The following is a 20,994-nucleotide window of genomic DNA, read 5'->3' on the forward strand; positions in this document are numbered from 1 at the left end:
TGATAAATGAAAAAAAAACATAAAATGAACAACAGAAGGTCATTTATTAAGACGACTGCTTTAACCTCATTAGGAATTTCAATTATCCCAAGGCATGTTATGGGTCAAGGGTTCATTCCACCTAGCGACAAACTAAATATTGCCGTTATAGGTGGTGGTGGAAAAGGATATTCTGATGCTATAAACGCTTGGAATAATGGCGCATCAAACATAGCTGCTATTTGTGATGTAGATTGGAATCAGTCAAAAAGACTGATGGAAAAATTCCCAAATGCAAAACGATTTAAAGATTATAAAAAACTTTTTGATGAAATAAAAAATATTGATGCAGTAACAGTTTCCACACCAGATCATACGCATGCAGTAATAGCTATGGCTGCCATAAAATCAAACAAACATGTTTATGTACAAAAACCATTAACGCATAGTATCTATGAGGCTAGAATGCTTACAAAAGCAGCTAACGAATATAAAGTGGTAACGCAGATGGGGAATCAAGGTGCATCAGGAAATGGTGTTAAACAAATGATTAAATGGTTTGATGAAGGCAAAATTGGTGCAGTTAGTAAAGTACATGTTTGGACCAACAGACCCGTTTGGCCTCAAGGTATAAATACCCCAACAGACAAACCTGCTTTAATTGATGGACTAGACTGGAATAATTGGGTTGGTCCTGCAAAAATGGTTGATTATCATCCATTATATCACCCATTTAAGTGGCGTGGTTGGTGGAATTTTGGAACGGGAGCTTTAGGCGATATGGGCTGTCATTTAATTGACCCACCATTTAGAGTATTGGGGCTTGGATATCCAACAGAAGTAGAAAGTAGCGTTGGAGCCGTTTTTAAGAAAGACTGGTCTCCAGAATATTTACCAGAATCTTGTCCGCCTTCATCAAGAACACAATTAAAATTTCCTGCATCAGCAAAAAATGCATCGGAAATCACATTAACTTGGTCAGATGGTGGTTTAAGACCTTTCCATCCTGATTTAATTCCAGCTGACCATCCTATTGGCGATCATGATAGCGCAAATGGAGTTATAATGATTGGAGACAAAGGAATTATGACTTGTGGAACATATGGAGTTGCACCAAAAGTATACCTAAACAATGGTGATCTTTTAACATTTGAAGATACAGAAAAAAGTATACTTCCTGAAAGTGGACATAATGCCTCTTGGGTAGAAGCTTGTAAAGATGGCTTTGGTAAAGAAAAGCATAAAGCCCTTACATCATCGTTCGATTTTGCAGGACCACTAACCGAAAGTGTTTTAATGGGTAACCTTGCCATTAGAAGTTATAATCTTAGAAAGCCAAAAGGAAACAGATTTGAATACCCTGGAAGAAAAAAATTATTATGGGATGGTGAAAATATGGAAATCACAAATTTTGATGAAGCAAATCAATTTGTAAAAAGGACATATAGAGACGGTTGGAAATTATAACTCGTAAACTTTCTAAATGAATCATATTAATCCATTAAGTAAACAGAAAAAAATCACGAATATAATACTATGCATTCTGTTTATCATTTTTGCAATATTACAATTAAATGACCCAGATGGCATTTTATGGTTTGCAATATATTTTATTGTGGCAATTATATGCATATACAACAACTTTAAACCTATCCCTAGATTATTTTTAGTTGTAACTATAGTTGTTTTACTAGCTTATGCCATATTCCATTTTTCATTATTCATTGATTATTTAAAAACAGAAAACAAGGAAGAAATTTTTGGTGAGATGGTTTATGAAAAACCATATTTAGAAGGCACTAGAGAATTCATTGGCCTTTTAATAGCTGCTTTTGGTGTTATATATCAATTAAAGATTAGAAAAAATTAACCTATTCTTATCAAAAATTTAAGTTACTTTTCCTAAATAAAAATTAAACCCTTTATACTTTTCAAAATTAGAATATGAATAAAATTATAATGCTTTTCCTTTTTACAATAACGAGTATGTTTTGTAATACCATTTTTTCTCAAAATAATATTAGTGGAGAAGTAAAAGATAGACAAGGAAATCCTTTAGAAGGCGCAAACATTATTTTAACTCCAACTGGAAATAGTGCTACAACTAATTCTGATGGGGTTTTCAAAATAGATAATATCTCCTCTGGAAACTATGTAATAAACATCTCGTATTTAGGATATAAAACTATAGAGAAAACTGTTGAAATAACTAATAAAAATATAACACTTTCTTTTGTTTTAGAAGACGATTTGTTAAACCTACAAACTGTTGTAGTTACTGGAACTTTTGACCCTAGAATCCAATTAGAATCAAGCACTTCTGTAAGTATACTGAATTCAAAATCAATTCAACAAAACTATCCTCAAGGAACTGCTAGCTTACTTCAAAATATCCCAGGCACATTTACTGATGCATCTGCTGGCGAAGTTTATACAAAAGTCTATACACGAGGTATTTCGGCTTCTGCAGAAGATGATACAGGGTGGTATTATGTATCTCTTCAAGAAGATGGACTTCCTGTTAGTCTTGTTCAACATTCATATTATAGTCCAGATCTTTTTCATCGTGTAGATTTAACCACTCAAAAAGTAGAAGCATTAAGAGGAGGAAGTGCATCTATTACTGCCCTTAATGCACCTGGTGGTGTTTACAACTTTATTTCGCACGGTGTTAGAAATAAATTTGGAGGGGATATACAATTAACAACTGGTATGCAAGGTGAAGAAAATTATATTTACAAAATTGATGCTAATATTGGTGGCCCTCTAGGAAATAACTGGTTTTTTAATGCTGGTGGACATTACAGACATGATGATGGTGCAAGAGATACAGATTTCCCATTTAGTAAAGGTGGTCAGTTAAAATTTAATGTCATAAAAAAGAATGCACGAGGCTATCTAAAGTTTTATGGTAAAGTTTTAAATGACAAAACTAATAGATATACTGGTGTTGCTGCTGTAAACTGGAACAATCCTACACCTGCTTTTGGGCAAGACTTTGAGTCAACTTCTCTTTTAATGCCTAGCTTTAATGCTAGCATTCCAGATGGAAGAAATTTGAATAAGAAAAATGCTTTTAACCCATCTCAGGGTGTTTACGCTAAAGATTTTTCATTAGGTTTTGATTTTTTTCAAAATATAGGTAATAATTGGTCCTTAAAAAACAATATGAAATTTTCTGTAAAAGATGCCAATTGGCAAACTTCAATTAGTAATGCATTTGTTTCATTAAATAACCCACTAGCCTATTTTATTAGTGGCGCAAGTTTTCCTATTGGTCAAATTGTTTTTAGAGACGCACAATCTGGTTCAGAGCTTGCTCGACTTAATAACGCAGGAATTTTAGCAGGACAGCCCATTGAATATTTAGGCGAAGGCACATTACCTAATGATGCCATTATGGGAACTTCTGCATGGTATAAAGACAATAAAGCTGATGAATATATGCATCAATTTATTTTACAAAAAGAATTAGAAAATCATGACATTTCAACTGGTTTTGATTTTGGTTTTTCAAACACCTCCCTATTTACCCAAGGTAGTTTTGCTTTTGTAACTTACGAACCAAACCCAAGAATGCTTCATGTCACACTTGAAAATCCTGGAGCCCCTGTAATTGAACTTTCCGATTCTAATGGTATTAGTAATTATGGCGGCTTATTTTTTGTAAACTCTAGAGCAAAGGTAACTCAAGCATCAACTTTTATTAATGATAGATGGAAAGTTTCTGATGATGTACATATAGATTTAGGGATACGATACGAAACTATTAAACACAAAGGAAGTAAAGATCGTTTTGCCCCGTTTACTCAAGGCGGAGGCTTAGATGGAAATAATAATACAGCTTACGATAATGGTATTTTATCTCCAACAGGTGAAAAAGATAATTTCAATTACAATTATAACTACTTATCTTTTTCAGGAGGTGTTAATTATAAATTTGATGACGATGGCGCTTTATTTGCTAGGTTTTCTCAAGGGAACAAAGCACCAGAATTAAATTATTATTTCAACAATTTCTCCAATGTACCCATTAATAAAAAAGGAGAAGTACAAAAAATAAATCAAGCAGAAATAGGTATTAAATATAACCTTAAAAACTTCTCTTTTACAAGTACAATGTTTTGGAGCCAACTTAAAGATATTGGTATTGCTAATTTTGAGTTTGATTCAAGCGATAATAGCATTTTCTATACACCAATCCAGTTTAATACATCAAGAACAATAGGTTTGGAATGGGAAAGTATTTATTCACCAATTCAAAATTTTATCTTTCGTTTTAACGGAATCATTCAAGATCCCAAAGCCACTAAATGGAAAGTTTATGACGCTGCGGGTTCGGTTGACACAAGCGATGATAGTATTTTAGACTATTCAGGAAATGTATTACCATTTAACCCTAAATTAATGTTCAATCTTAGCAATGAATATGAAAAAGATAAGGTTTCAGCATTTATTAAATGGCAGTTTATGGGCAAACGCGATGGCAATGTATCTAATGGATTTAAGCTTCCTGCTTATAGTATTTTTAATGCAGGTGCTGGATACCAAATAAGCAAACACTTATCAGCAGATATATTAGTAACCAATCTTTTTAACTCGGAAGGATTAGCCAATTTTTTTGGCGCGAATAGTTTTGGTGCGAATGCAAACGGAGCAACCCCAGATTTTATTGCAGCCAATCCAGATGCTAGTTTTGTAGTTTTTCCTGTTTTACGCAGAAGAGCTTTATTAAAATTAAATTATAGTTTTTAGTATATTTTAAAAACAAGTAACATATATAAAACTTTTAAAGCCTGTTGAGTTTTTTCTTTTCAGGCTTTAATATTTGAAAATGACTCGTGCGAAATCGTTTTCCCGTTAATAACTTTTTGATTTACAAGCTCTTTTTAGTAAATCACCCCTGTTTTTGCATAAGTTTTTAAATTAGATTTGTATACCTTGATATCATAAAGTTTGGTATAAAAAGAAAAAACTTAAAATAAGCTTAAGTATGAAACCTAAAACAACCATGAAAAGCATTGCTGAAGAGCTTGGTGTTTCTGTTTCTACGGTTTCAAAAGCATTAAAAGACAATCCGAGAATAAGCAAAGAAACTCGAAAAAAAATACAAGCCTTTTCTAAATTATTAAATTACCAACCCGATGCACGCGCTATAAATCTGCGTAAAAATGTTTCTAAAGTTATTGGTGTTGTTATTCCTGAAATAACAAATCATTTCTTTACAACAGTTATTAAAGGCATTGATTATATGACAAAGAAACGTGGTTATCAAGTAATGATTTGTTTGTCTAATGAATCCTATATAGAAGAAGTCAAGAACATAAAACTTCTAACTTCAGGCAGTGTAGATGGGTTATTAATTTCCATTTCTTCAGGCACACAAAAAAAAGGTCATTACGATCATTTATTCAATATAAAAAACAATCATCTACCTATGGTTTTATTTGATAGAACCGAAGATTTTATTGGCTGCGATATGGTAAAAGCTGATGATATAGGTGGAGCTTATAATGCTACAAAAACATTAATTAAATCTGGCTGTAAGCGAATTGCATTAATTAATTTTAAACCATACATCAATATAGGAAAAGAGCGTAAAATGGGTTATTGTATGGCGCTAGACGAGTATGGTATTAAAGAGAATCGTTCATTAATTTTTGAAGTCGATGAAGAAAAAGATCTTTTTAAACAAATTGAAAAGATTTTCAATTTAAATCCGCTTCCAGATGCCATTTTTGCAGTTAAAGAAGATTTTGCAGCCATAGCAATAAAGTTGGCTTTAAAAAAAGGATTAAAAATACCAGAAGATATTTCATTAATAAGCTTTGTAAATGGTTTAATTTCTGAATATTCATCTCCTTCTATAACGGCTGTTATTCAACACGGCTACAATATGGGAAAAATGGCAGCAGAATTATTAATTGATAGAATTGAAAACAAAACTACGAAAAAACCTTATGAAACTAAAGTTATTGCAACACGCTTAAAGCATCGCGATTCAACAAAAAAATAAACTAATTTAACTATGTATTTACTAGGATTAGATATTGGTTCTTCATCTATCAAAGCAAGTTTGTTACAAGCTTCTGATGGTGTTGTATTAGCTCAAAATTTCGAACCTAAAGACGAAATGAATATTATTGCACATCACAATGGTTGGGCAGAACAAGATCCAGAACTCTGGTGGAACTATGTGAAATTAATAATTCCAAAATTAATAGAAAACACTCAAATAGATAAATCACTTATAACCGCAATAGGTATTTCTTATCAAATGCATGGTCTTGTTTTAGTTGATAAAAACAAACAAGTTCTTAGACCGTCTATTATTTGGTGCGATAGTCGTGCATCAGAAATTGGTAAAGAAGCTTTTAATGTTTTAGGACAAGATTATTGCTTAGAAAATTTTTTAAATTCTCCTGGAAACTTTACCGCATCAAAACTAAAATGGGTTAAAGACAATGAGCCTGAAATTTTTGAACGTATATACAAAATAATGCTTCCAGGAGACTTTATTGCAATGAAATTAACAAATAAAATCACTACAACCGTAAGTGGTTTATCTGAAGGTGTTTTTTGGAATTTTAAAGAACATAAAATATCACTGACACTTTTAAAACATTATGGTTTTGATAGCACTTTAATTCCAGAAATTCATGAAACTTTTAGTTCACATGGAACAATTACAAACGAAATTGCAAATCAATTAGGGCTTCCCGCTGGTATTCCAGTTTCATACAAATCGGGAGATCAGCCCAATAATGCCTTATCATTAAATGTTTTAAAGCCTGGTGAAATTGCAGCAACAGCAGGAACATCTGGTGTTATTTATGGTGTTTTTGATGAAGTAAAGCCTGATTTACTTTCCCGTGTTAATGTATTTTCTCATGTTAATTATAAAATTGAGCAACCACGATACGGCGTGTTAGCTTGTATTAATGGTACAGGAATATTAAATGCATGGCTTCGGAAAAATATAACCAATGGATTAAGCTACTCTGAAATAAATGAAATAGCTGCAACTGTGGATGTAGGGTCAAATGGGTTACAGGTATTTCCTTTTGGAAATGGTGCAGAACGAATTTTAGGAGATGTAAATATAGGCTGTACATGGAAACATCTTAATTTTAACATTCACAAAAAAGCTCATTTATTACGAGCCGCACAAGAAGGCATTGTTTTTTCTTTTCAATATGGAATTGATATAATGAAATCCATGGGGCTAAAGTTAAATGTTATAAAAGCAGGAAATAGTAATATGTTTCAAAGTAACATTTTTAAAGAAACTTTGGCTACTCTATCTGGAGCACAAATCGACATCTATAATACTGATGGTGCTATTGGAGCAGCTATAGGTAGCGGTATTAGCTCTGGGGTTTACAAGTCTTCAGACGAAGCTTTTAGCCGTTTTAAAAAACTTGAGACAATCCAACCAAATAAAGAAATGCAATCTAAATTAGAAGACGCTTATCAAAATTGGAAAAAAGAATTACAAAACATAAAATAATCGATAACCTAAAAATCATATAAAAGTGAGCACATACTTTCCAAAAATTAATAAAATTAAATTTGAAGGAAGACATTCTAAAAACCCTCTTTCTTTCAAATGGTACGATGAAAACCAGGTCATTAATGGCAAAACAATGAAAGCCCATTTAAAGTTTGCTGTTTCTTATTGGCATACCTTCTGCGGTGAAGGTGGAGACCCATTTGGTCCAGGAACAAAAATATTTCCTTGGGCAGCTGCAAATAATGATCCTTTAACCGCAGCAAAGCATAAAATGGATGCAGCATTTGAGTTTATTGACAAACTTAGTATTCCTTTTTATTGCTTCCATGACACCGATTTAGTAGGAGATGGAAGTGTTTTTGAAATTGAAAAACGCTTACACAAAATATTGCCTTATGCTCAAAACAAACAAACAGAATATGGTATTAAATTACTTTGGGGTACAGCAAATGTATTTTCTAATCCTCGTTACATGAATGGTGCCGCAACTAATCCAGATTTTAATGTACTAACCAAGGCAGCGGTTCAAGTAAAAAACGCTATTGATGCCACTATAGCCCTTGATGGTTCTGGCTATGTATTTTGGGGAGGAAGAGAAGGTTATATGTCGTTGCTTAATACCAATATGAAAAAAGAAATAGAGCATTTAGCTATGTTCTTAACCAAGTCAAGAGATTATGCAAGGGCTCAAGGATTTAAAGGCACATTTTTTATAGAACCTAAACCCATGGAGCCTACCAAACATCAATATGATTTTGATGCAGCTACGGTATTAGGCTTTCTAAACAAATTTGATTTGAATAACGATTTTAAATTAAATTTAGAAGTTAACCATGCAACATTAGCAGGGCATTCTTTCGCACATGAATTACAAGTAGCATCAGATGCTAATATGTTAGGAAGTATTGATGCTAATAAAGGTGATTATCAAAATGGTTGGGATACTGATGAATTTCCTACCAATATTTATGAAGTAACAGAAGCTATGATGATAATATTACAAAACAATGGCTTTGAACATGGTGGTATTAATTTTGATGCAAAAACAAGACGAAATTCTACAGATATGGAAGATTTATTTATCGCTCATATTAGTGGTATGGACACATTTGCTAGAGCACTTGTAACTGCAGAAAAAATACTATCAGATTCTGTTTATCTGGATATGAAGAAAAAAAGGTACGATTCGTTTAATTCTGGACCGGGTAAAGATTTTGAACAAGGTAAACTAAGCTTACTAGATCTCAATCAGTTAGCTTCAAAACATGGGGAGCCAGAATTAAAAAGCGGCAAACAAGAATTATTAGAGCAACTAATAAACAGCTATATATAACAAGAAGTATTAAATTAAACTTAACTTTTTTAAAATGAAACCTAAACTAATAAAACCCTTTTTAATTCTCATCATAACTATTATGTTGGCATCATGTAGTACAAAAGAAAAAAGAATACTTGTGTTTAGTAAAACAGAAGGTTTCAGACACGGTTCTATAGAGGCCGGAGTAGCTGCATTAAAAAAGCTAGGAGAAGAAAATGAGCTTCAAGTCATTGCCACTGAAGATTCTAATTATTTTGTAGAAGATTCATTAAAACAATTTTCCGCAGTCGTTTTCTTAAATACAACAGGTAATATTTTAAATTACGAACAGCAAGCCGATTTTGAGCGCTATATACAAGCAGGTGGTGGTTTTGTGGGTATACACGCTGCTACAGACACCGAATACGATTGGCCTTGGTATAACAAGCTTGTAGGGGCTTATTTTGAAGGTCATCCAAGAATACAAGAGGCAACTCTTAATGTTATAGACAAAAATCATAAATCGACCAAGAATCTTGAAGATACATGGGTAAAGGAAGATGAATGGTACAATTTTAAAGACATCAACCCAGACATTAATGTGCTAATCACCATTGACGAAACCACTTATGAAGGCGGAACCAATGGCGAAAACCACCCTATTTCTTGGTACCATAATTTTGATGGAGGTTGTGCTTTTTACACCGAAATGGGACATACCGATGATACTTATACAAACCCTTTATTTTTAAATCATTTATTAGGAGGTATTACATATGCTATTGGCAATAATAATCTAGATTATAGAAAAGCAACGTCAGACCGTGTACCTCCTGAAAATCGTTTTGTCAAACAAGTCCTCGACTTTAACCTTAATGAACCTATGGAGTTAGATGAGCTACCGGGAGAAGGTATTTTATTCATTGAGCGCCGTGGAGCATTAAAACTATTTGATTTTAAAACAGAACAGACCGAAACCATTGCTCAGATTGATCTTTTTTATGGAAATGAAGACGGATTACTTGGTTTAGCAGTAGACCCAAACTACAAAAAGAATCATTGGATTTATTTGTTTTATTCGGCACCTGGAGACGAACCTCTGCAATACATCTCTCGATTTGATTTAATAGATAAAACTTTAAACCTTGATTCTGAAAAAATACTCCTCAAAATTCCTACTATAAGAGAATGTTGCCATAGTGGAGGTGCATTAGAATTTGGTCCAGATGGAAACCTATTCATTACTTCTGGAGATAATACAAATCCTTTCGAATCCTCTGGCTATGCTCCTATTGATGAGCGCCCAGAAAGAGCGCTATGGGATGCTCAAAAATCGGCTGCGAACACTAATGATTTTAGAGGAAAAATATTGAGAATTAAGCCTGAAGACGATGGTACGTATTCCATACCTAAGGGAAATCTTTTTCCTGAAGGCACACCAAACACTAAACCTGAAATTTACGTTATGGGTTGTAGAAACCCATTCAGACCATCTATTGATAGTGAAACTGGCTATCTTTATTGGGGAGACGTTGGTCCAGATGCAGGTGTAGGCAATCCAAATAGAGGTCCAAAAGGTATGGGCGAATTTGACCAAGCGAGAAAAGCAGGGTTTTGGGGGTGGCCTTATACTAGAGGAAACAATCAAGTATATAACGATTATAATTTTACAACTCAAGAATCGGGAGCAAAATTTAACCCTAATCACTTAGTCAATGATTCTCCAAACAATACGGGATTAAAAGAACTCCCTGAAGCACAAGAATCATTAATCTGGTATTCCTATGATAAATCAGAAGAATTTCCATGGTTAGGGGTTGGTGGCGTAAACCCTATGGCAGGACCTGTTTTTCACGCTTCAAATCATCCCAAGGGGAATGAATATATGTTTCCTAAATATTTTGAAGGAAAACTTATTGTATATGAATGGATGAGAGATTGGATTTATGTGGTTACACTTGACAAAAAACATAATTATAAAAAAGCAGAACCGTTTATGCCTAACACCGAATTTTCGCATCCTATGGATATGATTTTTGGTCAGGATGGTAACCTATATGTTTTAGAATATGGTCAAAAATGGAATTCTCAAAACCTAGATGCTCGCTTAAACAGAATATCATTTATAAAAGGAAACAGAAAGCCTATAGCAAAAATCACTAATGATAAAAAGGTAGGTGCAACACCGCTGACTGTTCAATTCTCAGCATCAGAATCTTTAGATTACGATAACGACAAACTAACTTATAAGTGGTCTTTTACTAATGATGAAGTACAATCAACAGAGTTAAACCCTTCATTTACTTTTAATGAATCTGGGACTTATACCGTAAGCTTAACAGTAACAGATAAAAAAGGAAAAACAGATACTGCAGAAACGAAACTTTTGGTAGGTAATGATCCTCCAGAACTAATCATCCAAATAGACCCTGAAAACACGTCTTTTTGGGATTACAAAAAAGTAAATTATTCCGTAACAGTTAAAGACAAGCAAGATGGTAGCACTACAGATGGCTCTATAGATGCTAATAAAATAAAGGTGACTTTAGATTATATTCCTGAAGGAAACGATTTAATAAAAGCGACTTTAGGGCATCAACAAAACACAGTACCAGAAGGCAGGAAACTTATAGATGGAAGCGATTGTAAAGCCTGTCATGCCGATAAAGAAAAGGTAAACGGGCCTAGCTATATCGAGATTGCAGAAAAATACACATCCGATGATGTTGGCTATTTAATAAGTAAAGTTATAAAAGGAGGAGCTGGTGTATGGGGAGAAACCATGATGTCTGCTCATCCACAATTAAACCAAAATGAAGTTGATAAAATGGTTAAATACATTTTATCACTAAAACCAGATCATGCTGCAGCTAAAAAGCAACTGCCAATAAAGGGCACAATAACGTTTGATAAGCATATAGGGAGTAAAAATGAAGGCATGTATGTTTTAATGGCTTCTTATCTTGATAATGGTAACGAAGATCAACCAGAGTCTAATCTATCTACCAGGGAGCAAATTATTTTTAAAGCACCTAAAATTGAAGCTGAAGATGCTATTGAAAAAAGTAATGGCTTAGGAGGTTGGAGTGCTGATGGGCAAAACCTTGTAGGTTCTATTCTTCACAATTCCTATTTAAAATTCGACACACTGCCTTTAAAAGGCTTAGAAAGTATAAAATTATCTGTGTTTTTTGCTGGTAACTATGCTTATGAAGGTGATGTTGAAATTAGAGAAGGCTCGCCTAACGGAAATCTTATTGGTAAAACACACTTAAAGTATTTCAACAAAGATAAAGGTATTATGAAGTATTACAAAATACCTGTAAAACCTAAAACAGATAAGGCTTCATTATTCCTTGTATTTAAAAATGAGAAAGATAAAGAGCAATACATAGCAAACGCGAATTGGATATTGTTGAATTATAAACACAAGTAGTTATTATAAATAATGTGCGGAAGTCTTAAGATTTAGTGAAGACCCTAAAAAAAGTATGTTTGTTTCTACTTTATCTAAGATTAAACTAATATAATTCAAAAACGAAATAAAATTATGCTTATTATTGTTTACGTCTTTTATGTTGAATTATAATTTTATGAGTTTTAAAACAGGTTTTATATTGATATTAATAGCTAATCATTATTTGTCTTTTGGTCAAAAAACTTATAATTATCCAAATGCTATAAAAGAATCTACAGAAGACGTTTATTTTGATTCATCTATTGGAGACCCATACCAATGGATGGAAAATAGCAATAGCCCTAAACTCTTGGATTGGCTTGAAATTCAGAGTAAGCTGACTAAAAAAATAAAAAATAAGCACTTAAGTACATTAGCTTTAAGAAATCAAATCGGAACAATGTACAATTATGTTGAAAGGGAACAGTTAGAAGGATACATTGAAAAGGAAAAAGTTGACAAGAGTAAATATGAATTTAAATATAAAACTCGTAGCTCAAACCGTTTCCCTGACTTATTATATAGGGTAAGAGGAGAAGGTAATTATAAAATGTTAGTTGATGTTAAAAAGTTAAGAAAGGATAAAAATGATCATATATCTATTGAAGGAAGATATATAAATGAGGATGATGATTTAATTGCTATTAAGATTTCTCATAACGGAAGTGATTGGCACGAACTATATTTTTTTAACTTAAAAAATGGTCAAAAAATACATAATTCTTTAAAATATTTAAGAGCTGGCAGTAGCGTTATTTGGAAAAAAAGAAGTATCTATTATGATCGATACGATGAACCAAAACAAGGGCGAGAGCTTTTAGACAAAGCAAAAGGACAAAAATTGTATTACCATAAGATAGAGTCTCCTCAGAGTGAAGACACTTTATTATATATAAATTCTGACAATACTGGGGTCAACAGTTTTCGCTTTGTCAAAAATAATGAGCTACTTTTTTTATATAACTCCTTTAAAAGGGGGAAAAACACCTATATGGCATTATCTATTGGTGATGTAAATTCTGGATATTTAGAATTAAAACCATTTCTGATTTATCCTAGTCAAGATAATATAAGAGTTAAAATTAATGAAGTTTTTGGAGACAAGGTTGTTTTAAAAACAAATTGGGGAGCTTCAAATGGAAGGGTCCTAATAGTTGATTTAAATAAACCAAATCAACCAAAAGAATTAGTACCTGAATATGATATTATACTAAAAGAAGTTAATCGTCTGGGAAAAGATAAAATAGCCTGTGTTTATCGAGACAATAATAGGAGTTTAATTTTAATCTATAGTTTGAATGGAGAATTACTCAAAAAGATAGATTTTCCTGAAGGAAAAAAAGTAAACTATTTCTATGAAGAAAATGAAAACGTAAAGTATACTGATTTTAGTGTTTCATCTTTTTTTCACCCTGATTTATGGTATCAATTATCTTTAGACGACCTTACGTTTAAACCAAGTGCAGTAATTTCAGTTCCATATGATGCTGAATCTTTAGAAACAAGATATGTGAAATATATGTCTAAAGATAGTATTGAAATACCTATGTATATTACGTGTTTGAAGAATACAAAGTTAGATGGTAATAATCCAACCTTATTATATGGTTATGGAGGTTACGGACATACTGTTGAGCCTTCTTTCAATGAGTCATTAACACTTTGGTTGCTTCATGGCGGAGTTTTAGCTGTTCCAAATGTAAGAGGTGGAGGGGCCGAAGGTTCAAACTGGAGTGAGGAAGGTAGAAGATTAAAAAAGCAGAATGCTATTGATGATTTTATAGGTGCTGCAGAGTATCTTATTAACGAGAACTATACAAATAATGAAAAATTGGGTTCAAATGGAAAATCTCATGGTGGTTTATTGGTAAGTGCAGCAGCGATACAAAGACCAGATTTATTTAAAGCCGTTGTAGCTGAGGCAGGGCCTTATGATATGTTACGATTAGGAAAATATACAGTAGGTTCAGTTGCTACGAATATTAATGAGTTTGGTGATATTTCAGATTTAACTGATTTTAAAAATTTAAGATCATATTCTCCACTACATAATATAGAAAGAGGAGTTAGTTATCCTAATACTCTATTAATAACTGGAGATCAAGATGACAGAGTACCTCCTTTTCATACATATAAGTTTTTGGCCACTCTTCAAGAAAAAGCAAATCCAAAATCATTGTACTTAATGTATCTTATACCAGGAGCAGGACATGGTGGGGCATTGACTTCTAATGATTGGGTAGATAAAACATTATACAAATATGCATTTTTATATGAACAATTGTTTTAGAATAATTTAGATTTAGTTAAGACTATATATCTATGCTTCTTAAAATAGTTTTATTTATTTGAAATAAAGCGCAATAATGTAATAACATTAAACCTCCCGAATTATTGTTCTTTTAAAATTTCGTTATTTGTAATGAATAAAACTCTAAAATTCGCCATTAGCCCTTCTCCATTTTTAGACAAATCTTACTTTTCTACTCTTGTTTAAACTAATAAAAAAAAATTAAACCATCACTTCAAAGAATTAATCCAAGCTGCTATTTTAAGAGCCTCTGCTTTTGGGACTTGAGGCATTGGCGCCATAGGTGTTGCATACTCTGGCCAGTTTTTAGGCTGCGGATTATAAATAAGTTTCACTATTTCCTCATCGGTATAATTACGTTTTGCAATTAATTTAAAAGAAGGGCCAACAAGTCTTTTTTCTTTATGATGGCATGCCACACAGGTATTATTAGTTAAAAGAGGTTGCACTTGAGCATCTGTTAAAACAGTCTTCTTTTTCTTAGCTACTGTAGTTTTACTAACTCTAGTTTTTTTAACCACTTTCTTTTTAATACGAGATGACCGTTTTGTTGAAAGTTGAGATAATTCTAATTTGTCGCCTTCAGCTATATTATTTAAAGTATAGTAGAATGTTGGGTGTAAAGTTAACTGGCCCGATTCTTTTTCCTTAACGCCAGATAAGGTTATTTCGTGCACATAAAACGGTCTTAAATTATCTGTAACAATACGAACCTTATAACCATCATCACTTACATTAACGCCTTTTAAATTAATAGTTTCCAAGTTTGCCTGTGGGCTTCCATAAGCAGCATGGTATTTATAGATATAACTTTTGCCTTTATAAGAGTCTAAATCTTCTGCCGAACTTTTATCAACAGGTTTTGTGAATTCAATCTCAAAACCATCAGGCATTGATTTTACTGTTTTCATTTCAAAAGGAACGCGACCTGTCCATGTTAGGTATTCCAAACCAGAATTTGTAGTTCCGGCTGACCCCCATCCTCTATTGGTTTCCCCAACAAAAAGGTTTCCACTTTGGTCAAAATCCATACGCATTACCCCAGACTGAAAGCCCGATCTAAAATCGAAAGCAACACCTTGATATTCTCCTTTTACTTTTTCAAGAACCACACGCATTATTTTACTTTGCCCCATATCGCCAACCAATATTTGTCCACTAAATGGTCCAAATTTACCTTCAGTCTCATCTACTTTCACTTCCGAGTTTGAGATCCCTAAAATACCGTGAGGTAAAACTACAGCTGGTAATTGCATTTCTGGAAAAGATTCTTTTGCTTCATAAACAAAATCTGGATCTTTTTCATCTATAATATTTTCGGGCTTTACGTAGCGTCCATTCTTTTTAATTTGACGCTTATCTATCTTATTATAAAATTCCGCTTCCGTAAGCTTTATAGGAGAGTCTTTATGCCCACTCCATTTAAGTCCTGCTGGATGTGCAGTAACCACGCCTTTAGGCAAGTGCCATAAGCCTCCAGAGCCTACCCAATCTCCTTGATTATCGGTATAGAACAATTCTCCATCAATAAGACCATAACCGGCAGGAGAACGCATTCCTGTTGCCCAAGGTTCCATACGTCCATCCTCATAAATTTTCATCGTCCATCCTCGCCATGGTACACGACTTTCTCCTCGCCACCATTCTTCATTTCCAAAAGCGACATTTGCTGTTACAAAAAAGGCATTGTCTGGTGCCAATATTGGACCAAAAGAATATTCGTGATAGTGTGTTGATAATGGCCATGCGTAAATGGTTTGATAAACATCTGCAATTCTATCTCCATCTGTATCTACAAGTTTAGTAAGCTCTCCTCGCTGTGCTGTATATAATGCTCCATCGCGATAAGCTAACCCTAATGGTTCGTGTAACCCAGATGCAAATTTTATAAACTTAGATGATGTGCCATTCCCCATAGTTGGGTTTTCAATAATCCAAACATCTCCACGTCTGGTACAAACGGCTATACTTCCATCTGGAAGCGACAATACACCTCCTCCTTCAACTTTAATACCCTCAGGAGTTGGAACTTTAGTTATACGATAATAATCTTCTTCTTTAGGAGCGTTTTGAGCTATTACAATTTGAGTAAAACCAATCACAATCAGTAATACTACAATTTTAATACTATTTGTTTTATTATGAATTATTTTGTTCATCATGTCTACCAAATTATTTCATATTTAATTTTACTACCATCAACAGGAATTATCAATTCTGTTTCTCCGTTAGCTTCTCGTACTACTGGTGTTTGGCCTGTTAATACTTTTACATAATACTGTTGTTCTTCTACAAGATAAGAGCCGTCAGTCATTTTTTTCACTTTGCCAGAAGCCAATTTGCAATACCAGTTTGTTAATCCAGATTTTGAAAATTGAATATCATTGACAACATAATTATTATTACTATCTGATGTTATCCTGTTTTCAATATCAACATCTTTATATCGATATTTAAACACAGGTAACCCAGAAGTTTTATCAATTGTATAACCTTTAGAAACGAAATCCGGTGCTAATCCTGTATCTGGAAATGCCTCAACCAAACTTGAAAGCTGAGCTATGGGTTGATTTAAAAAGATCCATTGAACGGCTCCTTTTGGTCTAAACGATCCATCACCTCGGCTGTGCCACATGGGCGTTGCGTCTACAAAATCACCTCGCCAAACACCAACAAGGTTTCCTGCACCTAAATCGTAAATATAATTTACCCCTTCTGGTGTGCCAATACCTATGGTGTGTGATAATCGTTTTCCATCACCATTAAAACTTACAAAAGCTCTTAATAAACGTGGTTTAGAATCTGGCTGAACAAAAATTGGAGATACCGTATTTATATTTGGCGGATAAGAATCATAGGTATGAAAATCTTTCGAATTTGTTGATTTGCTTTTAATAGATAGCCCTAATCGTGGCGCTCTCCAACCAGCAGATTTTATATTAATGAGAATAAATTTATGCTCTCCTTTTGTTAATTTCACATCTCCTTTCAATAGTCCTTGTCCGCTCGAAGAATTGTCTTCTACAACCTTTTTATTATCAACAATTAATTTAACGCCTCCTGTATAACCAACACTAATAGTATAATCGTCTTCATCTTCAACATTTAAAGTTCCTATATACATAATACCATATTCATCTTCTTCACCAGCACTTAGAACATCAATTTTATTAGCCTTTCCTGATGACACTTTAGCGCGATCATTCAACTCGTCTAACCCCTTAAAAGCACCCTTATAAGTAACGTATGAAAGCGATGCTAGTGTTACAGAAGATTCTTTTAGCAATTGGTATTTAAAATTCCGAATTGCAACTGGTCCATGATTTCCTTGAATTAACAAAGGACCTTTAGCGACTTCATTCTTTTCAATTGGACCTCCAGTATAAGTAGAAACCTCAACATTACTATGAATTCGAACACCATTTAAATCTACTGAAATAAATTTAGCGTTCGAAATCTTATCTCCCGCTTCATTAAAGCGCGGTGCTTGAAAATGAACTTTATATTTTTGCCATAACCCAGGTGCTTTTGATGCATTGCTGGTTGGAGGAATGCCTCTAAATATTTTATCTTCATCTTTTTCCCAGTTATTATGAAATCCACCCATATCAGATCCTAAGGGAATTTTAACACCCCAACTATCTTTTAGCTGTAGCTCATATCTGCCCTGAAAGTAAAGTCCAGAATTAGAGCCCTTTGGCAGCATAATTTCTAATTCTAATAATAAATCTCCATGCTCCCAATTGGTAACTAAGGCATCACTTTTTTCTTTATCATTAATATTTAAAAGAATTCCTGTTCCTGGAGTTGATTTAATTGCTTTAGGCTGCTCGACCACATTCCTTTTTCTCTTCCTTCTTTTCTTTTTCTTTTTTGAATCGTGCTCTTCTACTGATTTGTGATGGACATCAATATGCCTATTTACTATTACATCACCAACAATTTGCCAGTTTCCTGCCTGTTCTTTGAAATCATTTAAATTGTCAAGTTTGATTTGTTCTTGAGCAGATAGATTAAATCCAAAAAGAACAGCAATTAATAAAAGTCTGATTTTCATCTGTATATATTTTAGTATAATTTAACCTAAAGATGAATTACTAATTTCATTTTTTGTTAAAACATCTAATTTAGATATTTATATCTACATTATTGTTCAGTATTATTCACTGAAATAAATTATACTAAAATATAAGTCACTTAAAGTCATATTAATTAAATAAAAAAAGTCTGAGGTTTTAAAACCTCAGACTTTACTATTATATTATGGTAAAGACTACTACTAACTATTCTACAATAAACTTTCCTTTCATGATAGCATAATGTCCCGGAAAACTGCATAAAAAATCGTATTCCCCAGGTGCAGGTGCATCAAACTCTATAACAGCAGTTTCGCCTGCTCCAATTAATTTAGTATGCGCTATAACATCTTGAGTGTCATTAGGTATATAATCATTACTAGCAAAGGTTGCAGCTTTATTTCCAAATGCAGAAATGCTAACACCCTTTTTTAACAACACAAAATTATGCCCCATAATTTTCTTGTCTAATTTACCAATATGCCTAAGTGTCAATTTAACTTTCTTTCCAGCTTTAACTTTAATCTCAGCCCTATTAAACTGCATTAAATCATTGGATGTTATAACTACTTCGCTTAAATCTTCCTCAACAGCTTTTTTTGCTTTACTTGTTTTATTTTCATATGAAAATCCTTCTTTCTTTTTTTCCTCTTTCCCTCCACAACCAATAAACATTGCACAGGAAAAAATGAATACTAATACATACTTTACTGTTTTCATTTTTAGTGTTTTAATTTGAAAATGTTCACATAATCAGATATTGACTCCCTGATAATAAAGTCAAATATAGTCATATAACCCAATATTATTGTTCAGTATTATTCACTGAAAAAAATTATACGCAACAAAAAGATAATTAACAATGATAAGCTTAAATCAAACAAGTAGTAGTTAAATCGAGTTTACTTTGACTTATTCCAGTATTTTTCAATCTCTTCAAGAGATTTTCCTTTGGTTTCAGGGATGTACTTGTATGTGAGAACTACAATAATTATAATAAATACAATAAATATAAAATAAGGTAAAGAACCGTTCCAAATGACGCCATTATTAACATTACTATCCATTACTATGGGAAAAGATTGTGAAACCACATAATTTGCTGCCCATTGTGCCGCTACAGCTATAGACATGGCTACACTACGTATTTTATTTGGAAACATTTCTGAAAGTAAAACCCATACAACGGGCCCCATAGAAAGAGCGAATGAAGCTATAAAAATTAACACTCCCAATAGTGATATTATCCCTACCGATTGCTGTTGTAAAGTAATACCTAACAATAAGAACCCAACTATCATTCCTATAGCTCCAATATATATTAATGGTTTTCTTCCAAATTTATCTACTGTAAACATCGCAACGAAAGTAAAAATAAGATTAACAAATGCCAGAAGTATTTGTTGTGCTAAAACATCCTCTTTGCCAAAGCCCAATGCCTTTTCAAAAATATCTGCACCGTAGTATAACACTGCATTTATTCCTGTAAACTGTTGTAATACAGATAATGTGGTACCAATAACAATAATTCCTATAACTATTTTCGAAAAATAGTTTACTTTAACTCCATCATTACTTGCTTTAAGGGAATCTTTTATTTCATTAATTTCTTTATTTGCTTTCTCTGAACCATGTATCTTGATTAATATTGTTAGAGCTTCTTCATCTTTTCCTTTAATAGCCAACCATCGCGGGCTTTTAGGTACAAAAAATAGTAGTATTAAAAACAAACAACTAGGTATTAATTCTGACCAAAACATACGTTTCCACCCAAAGGCGATGTTCTGAGTTTCGGTTAAACTATTTCCAATAAAATAAGTAGCCAAAAACACTACAAAAAAACCGATAACTATTGCTAACTGATAATAAGTAACCATTTTTCCTCTTATATTGCTTGGTGCGATTTCAGCAATGTACATAGGTGCATTCATAGACGCTATACCAATACCAATACCTCCAATAATTCTAAAAAACACCAAAAGAGAAACTGACTCAGGGAATATAGAAGGCAAACCAGAACCATAAGCTGAAATTGAAAATAAAACAGCAGACATTATTAAGGAATATTTTCTGCCAAATTTTATACTTACTGGTCCTGCAATAATAGCACCAACAAGGCACCCTAACAGAGCACTTCCTACTACCCAGCCTTTCATAGCTGAGTCCAAATCAAAATGTTTGCTTAAATAAAATTGTGCTCCATTTATAACTCCAGTATCATAGCCAAATAATAGTCCTCCTAATGCTGTTACTGCTGTTATTAGTAATAAAAAAGTTTTGTTATTCATGATTCCTACTTTAGCTTATTATTATCATTTATATAGAGTACTTAATCTGTTTTTTGAAGGCTCAAAATCATCA

At 33.0% G+C, this 20,994-nt stretch carries 12 protein-coding genes; 8 read left to right on the forward strand and 4 right to left on the reverse strand.

Features of this window, described 5'->3' with window-relative positions:
* Positions 1-6: 6 nt before the first annotated feature.
* The 8 genes from M3P09_RS15535 (at position 7) to M3P09_RS15570 (ending at position 14,536) form a co-directional block, all read left to right on the forward strand.
* Positions 7-1,446 (forward strand): Gfo/Idh/MocA family protein, encoded by a 1,440-nt coding sequence (locus tag M3P09_RS15535; RefSeq protein WP_099563016.1) that lies wholly within the window; start codon positions 7-9, stop codon positions 1,444-1,446.
* Between the two features lie 16 nt (positions 1,447-1,462).
* Complete coding sequence (locus M3P09_RS15540; protein WP_099563017.1) at positions 1,463-1,849, forward strand: transmembrane 220 family protein; 387 nt, start codon at positions 1,463-1,465, stop codon at positions 1,847-1,849.
* Positions 1,850-1,923: 74 nt separating this feature from the next.
* Entirely contained in the window at positions 1,924-4,734 is a 2,811-nt protein-coding gene (locus tag M3P09_RS15545; protein WP_249973839.1) for a TonB-dependent receptor, read from the forward strand.
* Between the two features lie 238 nt (positions 4,735-4,972).
* On the forward strand, positions 4,973-5,995 hold the full coding sequence (locus tag M3P09_RS15550; RefSeq protein WP_099563019.1) for a LacI family DNA-binding transcriptional regulator: 1,023 nt from the start codon (positions 4,973-4,975) through the stop codon (positions 5,993-5,995).
* Between the two features lie 12 nt (positions 5,996-6,007).
* Entirely contained in the window at positions 6,008-7,489 is a 1,482-nt protein-coding gene (locus M3P09_RS15555) for a xylulokinase (RefSeq protein ID WP_249973840.1), read from the forward strand.
* Between the two features lie 25 nt (positions 7,490-7,514).
* Positions 7,515-8,825 (forward strand): xylose isomerase, encoded by a 1,311-nt coding sequence (gene xylA, locus M3P09_RS15560; protein WP_249973841.1) that lies wholly within the window; start codon positions 7,515-7,517, stop codon positions 8,823-8,825.
* A 34-nt stretch (positions 8,826-8,859) separates the two neighbouring features.
* Positions 8,860-12,225, forward strand: a complete 3,366-nt coding sequence (locus M3P09_RS15565; RefSeq protein ID WP_249973842.1) for a ThuA domain-containing protein — start codon at positions 8,860-8,862, stop codon at positions 12,223-12,225.
* Between the two features lie 157 nt (positions 12,226-12,382).
* On the forward strand, positions 12,383-14,536 hold the full coding sequence (locus M3P09_RS15570; RefSeq protein WP_249973843.1) for a prolyl oligopeptidase family serine peptidase: 2,154 nt from the start codon (positions 12,383-12,385) through the stop codon (positions 14,534-14,536).
* Between the two features lie 230 nt (positions 14,537-14,766).
* Here the strand turns inward: M3P09_RS15570 and M3P09_RS15575 are convergent, their stop codons facing one another.
* From M3P09_RS15575 to M3P09_RS15590, 4 genes are all read right to left on the reverse strand, one after another.
* Entirely contained in the window at positions 14,767-16,719 is a 1,953-nt protein-coding gene (locus M3P09_RS15575) for a c-type cytochrome (RefSeq protein WP_249973844.1), read from the reverse strand.
* Between the two features lie 2 nt (positions 16,720-16,721).
* Positions 16,722-18,614 carry a 3-keto-disaccharide hydrolase gene (locus M3P09_RS15580; RefSeq protein WP_249973845.1) on the reverse strand — a complete coding sequence of 631 codons (1,893 nt, stop codon included), beginning with the start codon at positions 18,612-18,614 and terminating at the stop codon, positions 16,722-16,724.
* Between the two features lie 226 nt (positions 18,615-18,840).
* Positions 18,841-19,353: an azurin gene (azu, locus tag M3P09_RS15585; RefSeq protein ID WP_249973846.1), complete on the reverse strand. Its 513-nt coding sequence runs from the start codon at positions 19,351-19,353 to the stop codon at positions 18,841-18,843.
* Between the two features lie 182 nt (positions 19,354-19,535).
* On the reverse strand, positions 19,536-20,921 hold the full coding sequence (locus M3P09_RS15590) for a sugar porter family MFS transporter (RefSeq protein ID WP_249973847.1): 1,386 nt from the start codon (positions 20,919-20,921) through the stop codon (positions 19,536-19,538).
* Positions 20,922-20,994 lie beyond the last annotated feature (73 nt).

This window comes from Jejuia spongiicola (assembly GCF_023502325.1).
Classification (GTDB): Bacteria; Bacteroidota; Bacteroidia; order Flavobacteriales; family Flavobacteriaceae; genus Wocania_A; species Wocania_A spongiicola.

Coding starts and splice junctions, on each gene's coding strand:
- M3P09_RS15535 (WP_099563016.1), top strand. CDS start 7: ATGAAAAAAAAACATAAAATGAACAACAGAAGGTCATTTATTAAGACG.
- M3P09_RS15540 (WP_099563017.1), top strand. CDS start 1,463: ATGAATCATATTAATCCATTAAGTAAACAGAAAAAAATCACGAATATA.
- M3P09_RS15545 (WP_249973839.1), top strand. CDS start 1,924: ATGAATAAAATTATAATGCTTTTCCTTTTTACAATAACGAGTATGTTT.
- M3P09_RS15550 (WP_099563019.1), top strand. CDS start 4,973: ATGAAACCTAAAACAACCATGAAAAGCATTGCTGAAGAGCTTGGTGTT.
- M3P09_RS15555 (WP_249973840.1), top strand. CDS start 6,008: ATGTATTTACTAGGATTAGATATTGGTTCTTCATCTATCAAAGCAAGT.
- M3P09_RS15565 (WP_249973842.1), top strand. CDS start 8,860: ATGAAACCTAAACTAATAAAACCCTTTTTAATTCTCATCATAACTATT.
- M3P09_RS15570 (WP_249973843.1), top strand. CDS start 12,383: ATGAGTTTTAAAACAGGTTTTATATTGATATTAATAGCTAATCATTAT.
- M3P09_RS15575 (WP_249973844.1), bottom strand. CDS start 16,719: ATGATGAACAAAATAATTCATAATAAAACAAATAGTATTAAAATTGTA.
- M3P09_RS15580 (WP_249973845.1), bottom strand. CDS start 18,614: ATGAAAATCAGACTTTTATTAATTGCTGTTCTTTTTGGATTTAATCTA.
- azu (WP_249973846.1), bottom strand. CDS start 19,353: ATGAAAACAGTAAAGTATGTATTAGTATTCATTTTTTCCTGTGCAATG.
- M3P09_RS15590 (WP_249973847.1), bottom strand. CDS start 20,921: ATGAATAACAAAACTTTTTTATTACTAATAACAGCAGTAACAGCATTA.